General features: G+C 42.6%; 14 protein-coding genes and 1 pseudogene. 7 read left to right on the top strand and 8 right to left on the bottom strand.

Features of this window, described 5'->3' with window-relative positions; translation table 11 throughout:
* Positions 1-298: 298 nt before the first annotated feature.
* Entirely contained in the window at positions 299-583 is a 285-nt protein-coding gene (locus tag H6G40_RS09055) for a hypothetical protein (protein WP_190537552.1), read from the bottom strand.
* The gene (locus tag H6G40_RS09050; RefSeq protein WP_002784536.1) at positions 573-869 is read right to left on the bottom strand and encodes a BrnT family toxin; all 297 of its coding nucleotides are present in this window, start codon (positions 867-869) and stop codon (positions 573-575) included. The genes H6G40_RS09055 and H6G40_RS09050 overlap by 11 nt, the downstream gene beginning before the upstream one ends.
* A gap of 267 nt (positions 870-1,136) precedes the next feature.
* Between H6G40_RS09050 and H6G40_RS09045 the strand changes: the two genes are divergently transcribed.
* The 4 genes from H6G40_RS09045 to H6G40_RS09030 all read left to right on the top strand — a co-directional run bounded on the left by H6G40_RS09045 (position 1,137) and on the right by H6G40_RS09030 (position 4,598).
* Positions 1,137-2,729: a hypothetical protein gene (locus H6G40_RS09045; RefSeq protein ID WP_069474540.1), complete on the top strand. Its 1,593-nt coding sequence runs from the start codon at positions 1,137-1,139 to the stop codon at positions 2,727-2,729.
* A gap of 285 nt (positions 2,730-3,014) precedes the next feature.
* Positions 3,015-3,653 (top strand): DUF2834 domain-containing protein, encoded by a 639-nt coding sequence (locus H6G40_RS09040; RefSeq protein WP_069474539.1) that lies wholly within the window; start codon positions 3,015-3,017, stop codon positions 3,651-3,653.
* A 130-nt stretch (positions 3,654-3,783) separates the two neighbouring features.
* A complete protein-coding gene (locus H6G40_RS09035; RefSeq protein WP_002752383.1) occupies positions 3,784-4,077 on the top strand; it encodes a hypothetical protein in 294 nt (97 codons plus the stop codon).
* A gap of 2 nt (positions 4,078-4,079) precedes the next feature.
* Positions 4,080-4,598, top strand: a complete 519-nt coding sequence (locus tag H6G40_RS09030) for a low molecular weight protein-tyrosine-phosphatase (RefSeq protein ID WP_069474568.1) — start codon at positions 4,080-4,082, stop codon at positions 4,596-4,598.
* A 14-nt stretch (positions 4,599-4,612) separates the two neighbouring features.
* On the opposite strand, the gene H6G40_RS09025 is transcribed toward H6G40_RS09030, so the two are convergent.
* Positions 4,613-5,269, bottom strand: coding sequence for a response regulator transcription factor (locus tag H6G40_RS09025; protein ID WP_002731853.1), 657 nt, complete (start codon positions 5,267-5,269; stop codon positions 4,613-4,615).
* Positions 5,270-5,483: 214 nt separating this feature from the next.
* Between H6G40_RS09025 and H6G40_RS09020 the strand changes: the two genes are divergently transcribed.
* On the top strand, positions 5,484-6,599 hold the full coding sequence (locus tag H6G40_RS09020; protein WP_002742401.1) for a branched-chain amino acid ABC transporter permease: 1,116 nt from the start codon (positions 5,484-5,486) through the stop codon (positions 6,597-6,599).
* 104 nt (positions 6,600-6,703) lie between these two features.
* Positions 6,704-7,456, top strand: coding sequence for an ABC transporter ATP-binding protein (locus H6G40_RS09015; protein WP_069474538.1), 753 nt, complete (start codon positions 6,704-6,706; stop codon positions 7,454-7,456).
* Here the strand turns inward: H6G40_RS09015 and hisH are convergent.
* Positions 7,445-8,083 (bottom strand): imidazole glycerol phosphate synthase subunit HisH, encoded by a 639-nt coding sequence (gene hisH, locus H6G40_RS09010; RefSeq protein WP_069474537.1) that lies wholly within the window; start codon positions 8,081-8,083, stop codon positions 7,445-7,447. The genes H6G40_RS09015 and hisH overlap by 12 nt on opposite strands.
* A 154-nt stretch (positions 8,084-8,237) precedes the next feature.
* Positions 8,238-10,316 carry a thioredoxin domain-containing protein gene (locus H6G40_RS09005; protein WP_190537549.1) on the bottom strand — a complete coding sequence of 693 codons (2,079 nt, stop codon included), beginning with the start codon at positions 10,314-10,316 and terminating at the stop codon, positions 8,238-8,240.
* Between the two features lie 77 nt (positions 10,317-10,393).
* Here H6G40_RS09005 and H6G40_RS09000 point away from each other — a divergent pair, with 77 nt between their 5' ends.
* Positions 10,394-11,002 carry a chromophore lyase CpcT/CpeT gene (locus tag H6G40_RS09000; protein WP_190537547.1) on the top strand — a complete coding sequence of 203 codons (609 nt, stop codon included), beginning with the start codon at positions 10,394-10,396 and terminating at the stop codon, positions 11,000-11,002.
* On the opposite strand, the gene hemB is transcribed toward H6G40_RS09000, so the two are convergent.
* The 3 genes and pseudogenes from hemB to H6G40_RS08985 form a co-directional block, all read right to left on the bottom strand.
* On the bottom strand, positions 10,999-11,979 hold the full coding sequence (hemB, locus tag H6G40_RS08995) for a porphobilinogen synthase (RefSeq protein ID WP_002758385.1): 981 nt from the start codon (positions 11,977-11,979) through the stop codon (positions 10,999-11,001). The two genes, H6G40_RS09000 and hemB, sit on opposite strands and share 4 nt — an antisense overlap.
* A gap of 116 nt (positions 11,980-12,095) precedes the next feature.
* On the bottom strand, positions 12,096-12,752 hold the full coding sequence (gene folE, locus H6G40_RS08990) for a GTP cyclohydrolase I FolE (protein ID WP_002752393.1): 657 nt from the start codon (positions 12,750-12,752) through the stop codon (positions 12,096-12,098).
* A 429-nt stretch (positions 12,753-13,181) separates the two neighbouring features.
* Positions 13,182-13,307, bottom strand: a pseudogene (locus H6G40_RS08985) (peptide deformylase); the annotation flags it as partial.
* Positions 13,308-13,453 lie beyond the last annotated feature (146 nt).

Below are 13,453 nucleotides of genomic sequence, written 5' to 3'. Positions count from 1 at the left end.
ATCTTTAGTCATTTATTGAGGATAGTACATGGGGACTCGTTTGGGAAAATTGAGGGAAGCTGGAAAAATTGATGGGTGATAAAAAGATATTGTAGGCTAAGAAAGTAGACGGAAACAAGGGAACAAATGAACCAAACTGAGTCCAGTTCTTGGAAAGCTAGATTAAAGAAACTCAATCGACTCAATCGCTGAATCGGTGTCGAATTCCAAACTCTCCAGCAATCTATCCGCAAGAAGCGCCCTCGACAGATAAAACTCTATGTTCTACAAGCGATCGCACTACAACTGAAAACCTAGACTAACCCTGAGTAACTTCACTCAACGCTTCTTGCAGCAGTTCATCACTCACACCATGACGCTTCAAACTAGCAACGAGAGCAGAAATTGTATCTCCCTCTAGACGCTCCAAATCCGCACGCAGCCCTTGTCCAATGTAAGCACGGATCAAAGGTTGATAACCTGAGAAACCAAGTAACGGTGCAACCCGCTTTAAATCTTCAATCACATCTTCGGGAATACGAATCGTGATTGTAGTCATAGGGCGATTTTTCTCCAGTCGTTTTTTTAATGCCTCAACTTTCATAATACTCACGTTCCTTGCGTGTGGCTTTGCGAGCCGAAATGATCCGAATGATGTCGTTTTCACGCTCAATATAGACGACGTACAGGAGATTCCACCGTCTATCTAACCCAATGATCGCATCTCGTGCCTCATCATTGCGACTTGCATCAACAACAACCAGCAGTGGATCGAAGAAGACTTCTGCTGCTTGCTGAAACGTAATACCGTCATGGTTGATCGGGTTAATCCTAGATTTCTCGTCATTCCAAACAAAAGTAATGCCACTGAGGACAAAATAGACATCCATACTTGTAGTATAGGCAGGATGTATTTACATTGTCAATACTTTATTAACACACCCTAGGAGGCTACGAGGCTTCATCTTTAGGAAAAACGCCGTAACTTGGGATATAACTGAATCTGCTAGGATGCTATCACAGAATAGAAGACCACATCTATTAATTGCTGAGGCAGAACTAAGTTTAACCGCTCTTTTTTCACTACTTCTATCGCTTTGGGTCCAAAAAATTAGGCGTTTTCGGTTTACCATGGTCAAAGTGTGCTTTCTAGGCTAATGACTTTGACTAAAACCCCCGTGAGTAGAAACCGTCGTTTTTCCCCGCGCAATCTCTTTGAGACTTGCATGGCCCTGTTGGTGTTATGTAATTATATTCTGGTTATTTTCGATTTAACCTATATTCCCCTGCGAGATTTTTGGTTACAGGGACGCTTGCAAATAACTTTATTAAGATTTAATGAACCAATAAAACTCGGTCCGATTTCCTTTCAAGAATTACAAATACCTCCCGATAAACCCCTAGAAATTCCCTTTGTTAGAGGAATCGCTAATTATGATGTGGTGAAAGGGATTAAACCCTATCGCAGTACCAGTGAATATTTAGATACAGTTAATAAACTTAATCAAATAATTAATCAAAAACTCTTTAACCCAGAGTTTAATCTGGGAGAATATCGCCAAGAGATTGAGAAAATTTTAGAAAATTTGCGCCAGAATAGTGTCAATATGGTCGATAATAATCCCTTTGCCTCGGCCGAGAAAACTGGGACTTTAGAAAAGATTAAAAATAAAATGCGCTTGCGGGTTTTTAAAACAGAAAATGTTTCCGCAAAAGCAGCCTTTCAGAAGTTTTGGACTTGGGATTATCTCAGTCAAAATGGCTGGGAAAAAGAGTTGAAATTTTTCAATCAAGAAATTCAACCTTTAATAGAAACTAATTATTTTCGTCCCCTGGGAGAAGATGGGAGACCGATAGATAACTTTGAGGCGATCGATTTTTTCTTTGGCACCATCTTTTTCTGGGAATTTATGCTGAGAACTTGGTGGATTGCTCGCACTCATAAAGGCCTGCGTTGGCGCGAGGCTATGTTATGGCGTTGGTATGATATTTTTCTGTTTATTCCTATCTGGAGATGGTTGCGATTTATTCCTACCGTTATTCGCCTAGATCAAGTTAAAATTATTAACTTAAGGTTGATTAAAGAACAGGCAGTTAAAGGCTTAGTTGCGCTAATTTCTAAAGATATTACTGAGATAATATTCCTGAGAATTATTAATCAAATACAGGAATATATCCGACGGGGACAAGTGGAGAAATTTCTCGATCAATCCCTTAGTGGTGGATATAATAATCTCAATGATACTAATGAAGTTATCGAAATTTTTCGGTTAGTAGTTAATAGCACTGTTGATAAGGTTTTACCGCAAGTTAAACCGGAAGCAGAAGCTTTAATTAAATACAATATCGAGAAAATTCTCAGTCAAACTCCTGCGTATCAGAGCTTATTGCGATTACCCGGCATGAAAGGGTTAAAAACTGACTTGAGTAATCGTCTATCTAGTCAATTGTATCAATCCTTTGTTAATATAGCTGACAAGATTACCCAGGAAGACGAAGTTTTTGAGCGTTTATTACAGCAATTAGTCCAACGTTTCGGGCAATCTCTCGCCGGGGAATTACAATCCCGTCACAGTCTAGAAAGAATCGAGATGTTATTAATTATCTTCCTAGAAGAAGTCAAATTAAACTATGTACAAGAATTCTCGGATGAAGACTTAGAAACTATCCTCGAACAAACTCGCTTACTCCACTCCAAAAGTGCAGAAATTACCCCAGGAGAAACCATGAATCCTCGTCGTCTTCCCTAAAAATTAAGTAGCTGGTTATAATTAAATTAAAAATGGATTTTAGGTTCGATCCCCCCTGCCCCCCTTGATAAGGGGGGTGCCGATAGGCGGGGGGATCTCCCCTTGATAAGGGGGGTGCCGATAGGCGGGGGGATCTCCCCTTAATAAGGGGGGCATCTGATAATTTTTAACGCCTACCTACTTAGTGATCATTGATTAGGTAATCTTGCTTGATCTTTTGATCACTTTTCTAGTAATATATATGCTGAAGACCCGATTACTCAATTAATCTAATTATCTACTCCCATGTTAACAAAAATTATTCTCGGTTTACTTTGGTTAGGCTTCGGATTATACGCTTTTTTACTAGCACCCCCCGATCAACCAGATACAATGAATTTAATTATCGATCTTTCCACTGGCAAATGGCAAAATATTAACCCGTTAATTATCTCTCTTTTCAACCTGATGGGAGTTTGGCCACTGATCTACACTAGCCTTTTAATTATCGATGGTCGTGACCAAAAAATCATCGCGTGGCCCTTTACTTTTGCCTCCTTTGCCGTGGGTGCTTTCGCTATTTTACCCTATCTAACTCTCCGTCAACCCAACAGCAATTTTACTGGCAAAAAAAATCTGGTCATTAAACTTTTAGACTCACCTTGGTTAGGAGTAATTGCCCTAATTACTGCGGCAATTTTAATCGCTTACGGATTAATTAACGGCAATTGGTCTGATTTTTGGTATCAGTGGCAAACTAGCCGTTTTATTCATGTTATGAGTTTAGATTTCTGTCTTTTAACCCTATTATGTCCAATTTTGCTGCAAGATGATCTAACCCGACGGGGATTAAAAAATCCTTTCCTGTTCCCGGTAATTTCCCTTTTGCCTCTAATCGGTCCGGCAATTTATTTAATTATTCGTCCTCGCTTAGGGGAGAATTAAGGGTAAATTGTCTTGAGCAAACTTAACTATTTCTTGACAAGAGAAGTTCATATTTAACAAAAATTATGCTGAGGTTCCCCTAAAATATGGGGAAAGAGATTAATGTCCAGATTAGAAGGAGTGTTTAACCTTGTTAGAGAGTCAAAAACCACCTCGGATTTACTGCTTTCAAGCTGATTATCTTGCCTCCCAACAATTTAACCCCCAAGAGATTCCCGCTTGGTTATCCTTAGAGGTAAACTGGCAGGGTTATAGAATTCATACCCTACCCTGGGTAGCAGACGTAGCTAGGATATTAGGATTATTAGCGATCGAAGATACTCCCCAAGGGTGGCAAGATTATTTAGAAAGCTTGGGATTAGCCAAAATTAGGTTAATGGACAGCGAGGAGTTTTTTGAGGATAAATCTTTATCGGGATGTTAGAAATGCCCTATAATTGGCAATTTAGTGATGATTCTACCAGTCAATTTATGCCCTATAAACTACTCTTTGTCTGTTTAGGAAATATCTGTCGTTCTCCCGCTGCCGAGAATATCATGACTTATCTGATTGAACAAGAAGGATTAGGCAATAAAATCCTCTGTGATTCTGCGGGGACTGCGGGTTATCATATCGGTTCTCCTCCCGATTCTCGCATGAATACGGCGGCTAAAAAACGCGGTATTCCTCTGCAAGGGACAGCTAGACAATTTACCCGCGAGGATTTCGAGAATTTTGATCTAATCCTAGCCATGGATAAAGCCAATTATCAAGATATTTTATCCCTAGATCGGACAGGAAAATATCAAGAAAAGATCAAGTTAATGTGTGACTATGCTCGTTATCACCCAGAAAAAGAAGTTCCCGATCCCTACTACGGTGGTCGTGAAGGTTTTGACCGCGTAATCGAGCTACTTTTAGACTCCTGTGGCAGTCTTTTGGAGGAAGTAAAAAACAAAATTTAAGTTTTTTCTTTCAGCTAATCGATTAATCTATGTTCAAGGGAAAAACGAACCAGTTCGGCGCGATTGTTAGTAATTGTTTTTCTGAGTAAACTACTAACATATTTTTCGATCGTGCGAGAACTAAGATGCAGTTTTTGCCCAATTTCACTATTAGAAAGTCCCCGGGCTAAATGTTCTAACACTTCCCGCTCGCGATTAGTTAACTTAAAATCGTCCTGTAAAGAAGAAGTTAAAACATCCCTAGTTTTGGGACTTTCTTCTGGTTTTAATTTCTGATATTGACGTTCACTTTGCACCATTTGCGATCGCTCTAAAAGATTGCGAATAACTGCTTTTAATTCCTCCATCTCAAAAGGTTTAGGAAGATAGATATCACAACCCACTTGATAACCGCGGATTCTTTCCTCCGTTGACCCTCTTTCGGTTAAAAAAATTACTGGTAATAACCTAAATTCTGGCTGTTGCCGCACCTTAGTCACCAAAGAATAACCGTCTAAACGCGGCATTTTGATATCCGATACCAAAAGATGGGGATGATAGGTATCCAATAAATTCAAAGCTTCCAAACCATTACTCGCCGCTACCACACTATAACCTGCTAATTCTAAATAATCTTTGACCGCTAGGCGGATACCGGGGTCATCATCGGCAATTAGAATCAAAAGAGGCATAGAAATCAACAGGACAAGGTTTTTTCGTTATTAATAGCCTAGCACCCTCCGCTCGTCACAATTGTCCATCAAGCTACAGAGGCCATTTTAACTGATATTATACTAGCAGTTAGCAATCAGCCTTTTCAGTAATCAGATGTGAGTTTTCAGCTTTTTTCTCCCCAACTCCGGCACTCCCCCACTCCCCCAACCCCTTTTTTACTTTTTACTTAAGATGACAGATTATTTAGTTTCCCTGACAATTTGGGCGGGTATTTACGCGATTTTTGCCCTCGGTTTAAATCTACAATGGGGATTTACTGGCTTAATTAACTTTGGTCACGTTGCTTTTGCCACTTTAGGGGCTTATGCCACGGTTTTATTAACTTTACAGGGTGTACCGATGATTTTTGCCGCCATTGTCGGGGCGCTCCTAGGGGCATTGTTGGGATTAGCCATCGGTTTTTCCACCCTGAGATTAAGAGCCGATTATCTAGCGATTGTCACCATCGGGGTGTCTGAGTTAATTCGTTTGCTGGTGCTTAACGAGGATTGGTTGACGAAAGGCAGTTTCGGACTACAACGTTATCCCCTACCTTTGGATATAAATCCCAGTTTTCCCGTCAAATTATTAATTATTGCCCTGTTTACCCTGCTTGCTATCTTTGCTCTCTGGCAATTGGGGCGCAATCTGCAACGACAATGGCGCGAAGCCGGGCAAATTAGCGGCAAAAGCTATCAACCGACGCAAAAGAGAGCTTTAATCTTTTGGGGGTTGTTAGGGGCGATAATCCTGCTTTTTCTGTATATAAACGGCGTAATTGCCTTGAATGATTATAATTACAAAGCGGGGCTGATGGTGGTAGTTTTAGTCCTCCTCGCTCTCGTTTATACTGGTTTAGAATTACTTTTGCGATCGCCTTGGGGACGCATCCTCAAAGCTATCCGCGAAGATGAAGAAATTCCCCGGGCCTTGGGAAAAAATGTCTTTTGGTATAAGTTACAATCTTTGATGTTAGGCGGTGCGATCGCTGGTTTAGCCGGGGCTTTTTTAGCATGGCAATTAACCACTATTTACCCGACTAATTTTGAACCGTTATTGACTTTTAACGCTTGGATTATTATTATTCTCGGTGGCTCTGGTAGCAATGCCGGCACCTTACTAGGAGCAGTAATTTTCTGGGCTTACGATTCCCTGACTCGCTTTATTCTACCCCAATTAGATATTTTTAATGATAGCCAATTAGGGGCTTTACGGATTATGATTATCGGTCTGCTGCTCATGGTTTTAATGATCTGGCGACCCCAGGGTATCCTCGGCAAAAAAGAGGAGTTAACTTTGGGAAAATAATTTCAGTTATCAGTTATCAGTTATCAGTTATCAGTTCATCGATTACTCTTCACTGAAAACACTTCCCACTTCATAATTCATAATTCATAATTCATAATTTATATATGTTACTTTCTGCCAAAGGATTATCGAAAAGTTTTGGAGGCATTCGTGCCGTCAATAATGCTTATTTGGACGTGCCGCAGGGCAGCATTACCGGGTTAATCGGTCCTAATGGAGCCGGCAAAACCACACTTTTTAACCTTTTATCTAATTTTATTCGCCCGGATAAAGGAGAAGTTTTTCTTGATGGTCAGCCGATTCATCAGCTGCCTCCCTATCAAATTGCCCTGAAAGGATGTGTGAGAACTTTTCAAGTCGCCAGGGTATTATCCCGATTAACGGTGTTAGAAAATATGCTCTTAGCTAGTCCGGGACAAACGGGAGAAAATTTTCTCAAAGTCTGGTTTCAGGGGGCAAAAATTCGCCAACAGGAACAGGAAAATCGTGCCAAAGCTTTGGACATATTAGATTCGATCGGTCTAGGGGAAAAAGCGCACGATTATGCGGGGGCTTTATCGGGAGGACAGCGTAAATTATTAGAGATTGGCCGAGCGCTAATGACCGAGCCAAAATTAATTTTATTAGATGAACCGGCCGCTGGAGTTAATCCCACTTTAATCGGTCAAATCAGCGACCATATTATCGAATGGAATCGTCAGGGAATTACCTTTTTAATTATCGAGCATAATATGGATGTGATTATGTCCCTTTGTCACCACATTTGGGTATTAGCAGAAGGGACAAATTTAGCCGATGGTATTCCCAGTGAAATCCAAAAAAACGAGCGGGTTTTAAAGGCTTATTTAGGAGACTAAAGCTAATTTTTGCACCTGCTGAACAAAGTTAGCCAGAATTTTTAAGCCATTAGTCGAGGATTTTTCCGGGTGAAACTGCACCGCTACCAAACGCTCACGAGCGATCGCTGCCGTCACCGTTTGACTGCCGTGGGTGACGGTGGCAGCAGTTAGATGACTATCAAGGGGATCAACATAATAGGAATGGACAAAATAGACGTGAGGATGCGGGGGTAATCCCTGCCAAAGAGCATGATCCGGCTGGGTGAAGTCTAATTGATTCCAACCCATGTGGGGAATGGTAATGCCCGGTTCCGAGCGAAAACGGCGCACTGTCCCCGGAATAACCCCTAAACCCGCCTCTTGTCCTTCCTCTGATGAGTCAAAGAGAATTTGTAAACCGAGACAGATACCGAGAAAGGGTTTACCGTTAGCGATCGCCGCTTTGATCGGTTTTTCAAGATGACGAGCGCGAATTTGCCGGACAGCAGGATCAAAAGAACCGACTCCGGGTAAGACAATAGCGTCAGCTTTTTCGAGATCGAGGGGAGAATCGGTAATTTTCGGCACTGCACCCACGGTTTCCAGTCCTTTACAGGCAGAGTGCAGATTTCCCATGTCATAATCGATGACAGCGATTAAGGTCATTGCTATATACTGATCAGGCGATGACCTTATTTTAGAGCAATCACACTACTAATACTAAATCCGTTGAGTATAGGCTACTTATAAGGACAGGCAAAAGGCAACAGGGGCAATAGATAATCAGTTTTTAATAACCAGATGCAGAGAGAAAAAATCCCTAACCGAGCAGTATTGACGGACCCGCCATCACCCCGGCAATTTGTCGGTCTAACTGTTCTAAATTTTCCGCCGGTTCAAGGCAGCATAACCCTTGACAAATTAACCCAAATGTGCTAGGGGGCAAACTGTCATCGACTCGATACACCGCAGTGGGCAAATAGCGACCTAACAGCCGTTCGATCGAGCTTTCCGGGGCGCGCAGACAGAACCCGTGACGATAGTGATCGAGGGCAACAAATAAACTGGGGCAAGCGGTGGGGGACTGTTCTAGGATGGTACTAAAAGATTGCAAGGCCTTTTCGGCCCGATCGAGATATTCTAGATTTTCCGTCAATCGCGACAGACGAACTAAATTAGCGATCGCAATTCCGTTGGCTGAAGGGGTGGCATTATCCGTATAACCTCGTTCCCGCACGATCAGATCGAGACTATGATCAGAAGCAGTATTAAAATATCCCCCCTCATCCTCGGACCAAAACCAGCGATCGAATTCCCCCTGTAGATCGATAGCCGCCTCTAACCAGCCAGTTTCTTGGGGTTTAGCGGTTTGCAGGTCCAGCAAAGCCTTAATAAAATAGGCAAAATCCTCCGATTGGGCCAAAACCGAGGCCTGACCCTGATAATTCAAGCGCTGAAAACGTCCATCTAACCATTGATGCTGGAGAATAAACTCGGCCGCGACCGTAGCCATTTGCCAGTACAAAGGTTCGCTAAAGACGGCAAAGGCCCGGGCTAAACCGGAAATCATCAAACTATTCCAAGCGACGATCATTTTCGTATCTGTTACCGCCGGAATGCGTCCCGGCCAAGAGACGGTTTTCGCCTCTTGATTGTCTCTGGCCGGGGGAAAAAGAGCTAATTGGGCTTGAGAACTGCCATAACGCCGAATAAATAACTTATCGAGCAGATTTTCTATCTCCTTCCCTAATTCTCCCCCTTGCCGACGTTGCAGCACATTACGACCCTCAAAATTCCCCTCGGCAGTAACGGTAAAATTAGCCTGCAGCAGCCCCAATTCCTCGGTCGAGAGATAATCCCTTAACTCTAAATCCGACCAGACATAAAAGGCCCCTTCCTCCGGTTCCCCATCCGTGGCCTTCTCAAAACTATCGGCATCTTGGGCCGCATAAAAATAACCTTCTGGGGCGGTCATTTCCCGTTTTAGCCAGTTAACCGTGCCTTTAATCCCTCTCTCAAAGGCCGCCTCTTGATCACCCGCACTCCACAAATTGGCTAAATATTCGACAATTTGCCCGTTATCGTAGAGCATTTTTTCAAAATGGGGAACTGTCCACGTCGAATCCACCGTATAACGATGGAATCCTCCCCCCACATGGTCATAGATTCCCCCCAGGGCCAGATCTTCCCCCCGTTGATAGGCTGCTTGCCGGAGGGAATCCTCAAAATCGTCACCAAAGCGACTACCCTGCAAAGCCAGATTAGCATAGGGAATCATCGGAAAACTGGGCCGACCGTAGTTATTGGGATTAACCTGAATCACCGCAGTATTTGTCTCGATTCCTGTGGCTAAAAGGGAAGGAGCGGCTAAATTGGTCTCTGCTCGGGGTAAAATAGCCGATTGACGCAGCGCGCCCAGCATTTCGGCCGTGAATTTGCTTAATTTCTCCTTTTCTTCGTCATAATAGCGACGTACCGATTGCAACACTTGCAGAAAACCGGGCCGGTTAAAGCGCGGTTGCACGGGAAAATAGGTGCCACCATAGAAGGGAATTAAACTATCCGGTGTTAGGAAGACATTCAGCGGCCAACCCCCTTGACCGACCATCATCTGCAATGCTTGCATATAGATACTATCGATGTCCGGTCTTTCCTCCCGATCAACTTTGATCGGCAAAAAATACTGATTGAGATAATCGGCAATGGCCCGATCGGAAAACGCTTCTCCTTCCATAACCGTACACCAATGACAGCTAGAATAACCGATCGACAGAAAGATCGGTTTATCTTCTCTCCCGGCAATTTCTAGGGCGCTGTCACACCAATACCACCAATCGATCGGGTTTTCGGCGTGTTTTCGCAGGTAAAGACTTTCGGATGCAGCCAGATGATTAGCCATGGGAAAAGGGGTATTTTTGCTCTTGCTGCTTATTAGTTTAAGCTAATTAGAGACTAACCGGAATCAAGCTTCTGCTCATGCTGAAAACTTCGATCGCCCTAGGATTTTTTCTCACTCAATCTTTGCCCCTTAATCCGCAAGTGCAGGGGGTGGCTAATCATTTAATTGGGGTTATGGATACCAGGGAACAAGCGCAGACTAACCCCCGCATTGCTAAGGTGCAAATGACCACCTGTGCCGTGGATTTTTCCCCCAAACAGGATAATATTTATCTTTATCAGGAACAGGCAATTATCGATCGCTTAAATCAACCCTATCGTCAAAGAATTTTAGTCATTCAACCTAGCGCTGATAATTCCACTGTGGAATCGAAAGCTTATAAGTTAAATAATGCCCCTAACTTTATTAATTTTTGTAACAAAGACTTGACAGAAAGAAAATTAAATGTATCAGATTTGGCCGAGTCGGTGTGTACTGTGTTTTTACAACCGATAGCGGGGGGGTATCGGGGAGAAACTCCCCCCCAGGGTTGTCCCACTAATGCCAGAGGTGCGGTAAAAATAACTAATACAATTATTCTAAATTCCCAGGGCATGGATACCAGCGATCGAGGTTATGATAGCAGCGGGCAGCAGGTATGGGGAGCGCAGGATAATTTCTATCAATTTCGCTGGCAAAAACCCTAAAATCGGCTTTCCTGTTTCATTAATGCCACATCGGCAGCAAAATAGGTCAAAATCAAATCGGCCCCCGCTCGTTTCATACTGATTAAAGTTTCCAAAATCAGGCTTTTTTCGTCAATCCAGCCCTGTTTTGCCGCCGCTTTAATCATTGCGTATTCACCACTGACGTTGTAAGCGGCGACGGGAAGATGGCTACTATCGCGCAGACGACGGATAATATCGAGGTAGGCCAGAGCGGGCTTAACCATAATAATATCTGCCCCTTCTATTATGTCTAAACTGGCTTCCCGTAAGGCTTCCCGACTATTAGCCCCATCCATTTGATAGGTTTTCTTATCACCAAATTTTGGTGCTGATTCTAAGGCATCTCGGAAGGGACCATAATAAGCAGAGGCATATTTAGCCGTATAAGCGAGAATTCCCACATCCAAATAGCCAGCCGCATCTAAAGCTCGACGGATCGCCCCAATCCTACCATCCATCATATCGGAAGGAGCGACGAAATTAGCCCCGGCTGCCGCTTGCGAGAGCGACATTTTCACTAAAACTTCTAGGGTTTCATCATTGAGAATTTTACCGTCCTCCACAATACCATCATGACCATAAATCGAAAAAGGATCGAGGGCAACATCGGTAATAATAATTATTTCAGGGACTTCTTTTTTGATCGCTTTCACCGCCCTTGGCACTAAGCCATCGGGATTATAACTTTCTCTGCCGAAATTATCTTTTTTATCCTCGGCAATCAGGGGGAAAAGAGCGATGGCATTAATGCCTAAGTTATAGGCATTAACCACTTCTTTGAGCAATAAATCGAGGGAATAACGATAACAATCGGGCATAGAAGGAATAGCAACCCTTTGATTTTCTCCCTCCATGATAAAGAGGGGATAAATCAAGTCATTAACGGTTAATTCAGTTTCACGAACAAGACGGCGAATCGCTGGAGTATAACGAAGACGACGGGGACGAATCAGCATGATAACAGCGAGTTAAAAATAAAAAGTAAACAGTAAATAGCTGGTTTTGCTCTGGTTTTTTACCTAGGAAAAAACTGGGGATAGGACGATAAAATAATCCCAATCCCCCTGACTAATTAGTGAAAATCGGGACTATGACGAATCAAACTCATAAACTCTTGACGAGTCTTAGCAGAATCGGCAAAAATACCGCGCACGGCACTCGTAGAAGTCCAAGAACCGGGTTTTTCAACCCCGCGCATTACCATACACATATGAGTCGCTTCAATCACCACAGCTACCCCTTGAGGTTGCAGTAATCCCTGCAAAGCATCGGCAATTTGTGCGGTTAAACGTTCCTGTACTTGCAGTCGTCTGGCGTACATTTCACAGATGCGGGCAATTTTCGATAAACCGATCACTTTCCCGTTAGGAATATAGGCAACATGAGCGCGGCCGATAATTGGTAAAATATGGTGTTCACAGGAGCTAAAAATATCGATGTCTCGGATTAAAACCATCTCGTTAGCATCCTCGTGAAAAACTGCCCCATTCAGCAATTCATCCAGGGATTGCTGATAACCAGAAGTGAGAAATTTTAGGGCTTTTACTACTCGTTTAGGAGTGTCTCGTAAACCTTCGCGATCGGGATCTTCTCCTAATCCTAACAGCAGTGTTCTTACCGCTTGCATCATCTCGGCTTCCGATACCGGCGATTTAGGTTCGGTAATCACTTCGGGAAAGTGATTGTAGTCATCATTGTCGAAAATTGCTTTGGACTTAGCTAAGGTCATAGATATTTTTATGGACTCCAATAGTTAATTGATCGGCCGAGTTTTCTGATTTTACCAATGTTAATAAATACCCTTTGCTAGAGTATTTATTTTTCTGGGCATCTAGACGATAACTAATGAAAGCTATCGGTTTATTTCCTCGTCTTTGGGGTTATCTCCGGTGCGGAAACTTGGAAAAATTGATTTTCCTAGTCACCGAAAAAGTCTTGAGTATCTCCCTAGTTAATTGAGGGCAGAGTTCTACTGCATAATTAATTTATTTTGTCAAGTAGTTCATTTGTTTGTTTGTTAGGGTAGTTCTCCTAGAATGATAATCGTTATCATTTTAACAAAAAATTTAGATTTACCAACAAAAATTTTGTCGCCAGATAAAGATAGTCCCGTTAAGCTATTTAACTTATTTTGAAGATGTAGAGATATTTTGCGATTTTATCGCTTATATTCAGCAATATTACTGATTTTTTGGTATTCTTCCTCCGAGTATAAATCCGCCGGAGAAGCAAGGCGATCGAGAAAGAGGATTCCTTCCAGATGATCGTATTCGTGTTGAAAGATAGTTAGTAAAAGTATAGTCAAATGATGAATCGGCAAAAAATGATGGCCAGTTCCGGTCTAATCCTCTTAAAACTTGTTGGGAAACTTTAGCGGGTAAAGCTTGATACTGTTCTGTCTTTTTCATCAGAGAGGCCATCTGATTATAG

Origin of the sequence: Microcystis viridis FACHB-1342, from assembly GCF_014698335.1 — a bacterium.
GTDB lineage: Bacteria > Cyanobacteriota > Cyanobacteriia > Cyanobacteriales > Microcystaceae > Microcystis > Microcystis ichthyoblabe_A.
This window is presented reverse-complemented; position numbering and strand designations above follow the sequence as displayed.

Coding starts and splice junctions, on each gene's coding strand:
- H6G40_RS09055 (WP_190537552.1), bottom strand. CDS start 583: ATGAAAGTTGAGGCATTAAAAAAACGACTGGAGAAAAATCGCCCTATG.
- H6G40_RS09050 (WP_002784536.1), bottom strand. CDS start 869: ATGGATGTCTATTTTGTCCTCAGTGGCATTACTTTTGTTTGGAATGAC.
- H6G40_RS09045 (WP_069474540.1), top strand. CDS start 1,137: ATGACTTTGACTAAAACCCCCGTGAGTAGAAACCGTCGTTTTTCCCCG.
- H6G40_RS09040 (WP_069474539.1), top strand. CDS start 3,015: ATGTTAACAAAAATTATTCTCGGTTTACTTTGGTTAGGCTTCGGATTA.
- H6G40_RS09030 (WP_069474568.1), top strand. CDS start 4,080: ATGCCCTATAATTGGCAATTTAGTGATGATTCTACCAGTCAATTTATG.
- H6G40_RS09025 (WP_002731853.1), bottom strand. CDS start 5,269: ATGCCTCTTTTGATTCTAATTGCCGATGATGACCCCGGTATCCGCCTA.
- H6G40_RS09020 (WP_002742401.1), top strand. CDS start 5,484: ATGACAGATTATTTAGTTTCCCTGACAATTTGGGCGGGTATTTACGCG.
- H6G40_RS09015 (WP_069474538.1), top strand. CDS start 6,704: ATGTTACTTTCTGCCAAAGGATTATCGAAAAGTTTTGGAGGCATTCGT.
- hisH (WP_069474537.1), bottom strand. CDS start 8,083: ATGACCTTAATCGCTGTCATCGATTATGACATGGGAAATCTGCACTCT.
- H6G40_RS09005 (WP_190537549.1), bottom strand. CDS start 10,316: ATGGCTAATCATCTGGCTGCATCCGAAAGTCTTTACCTGCGAAAACAC.
- H6G40_RS09000 (WP_190537547.1), top strand. CDS start 10,394: ATGCTGAAAACTTCGATCGCCCTAGGATTTTTTCTCACTCAATCTTTG.
- hemB (WP_002758385.1), bottom strand. CDS start 11,979: ATGCTGATTCGTCCCCGTCGTCTTCGTTATACTCCAGCGATTCGCCGT.
- folE (WP_002752393.1), bottom strand. CDS start 12,752: ATGACCTTAGCTAAGTCCAAAGCAATTTTCGACAATGATGACTACAAT.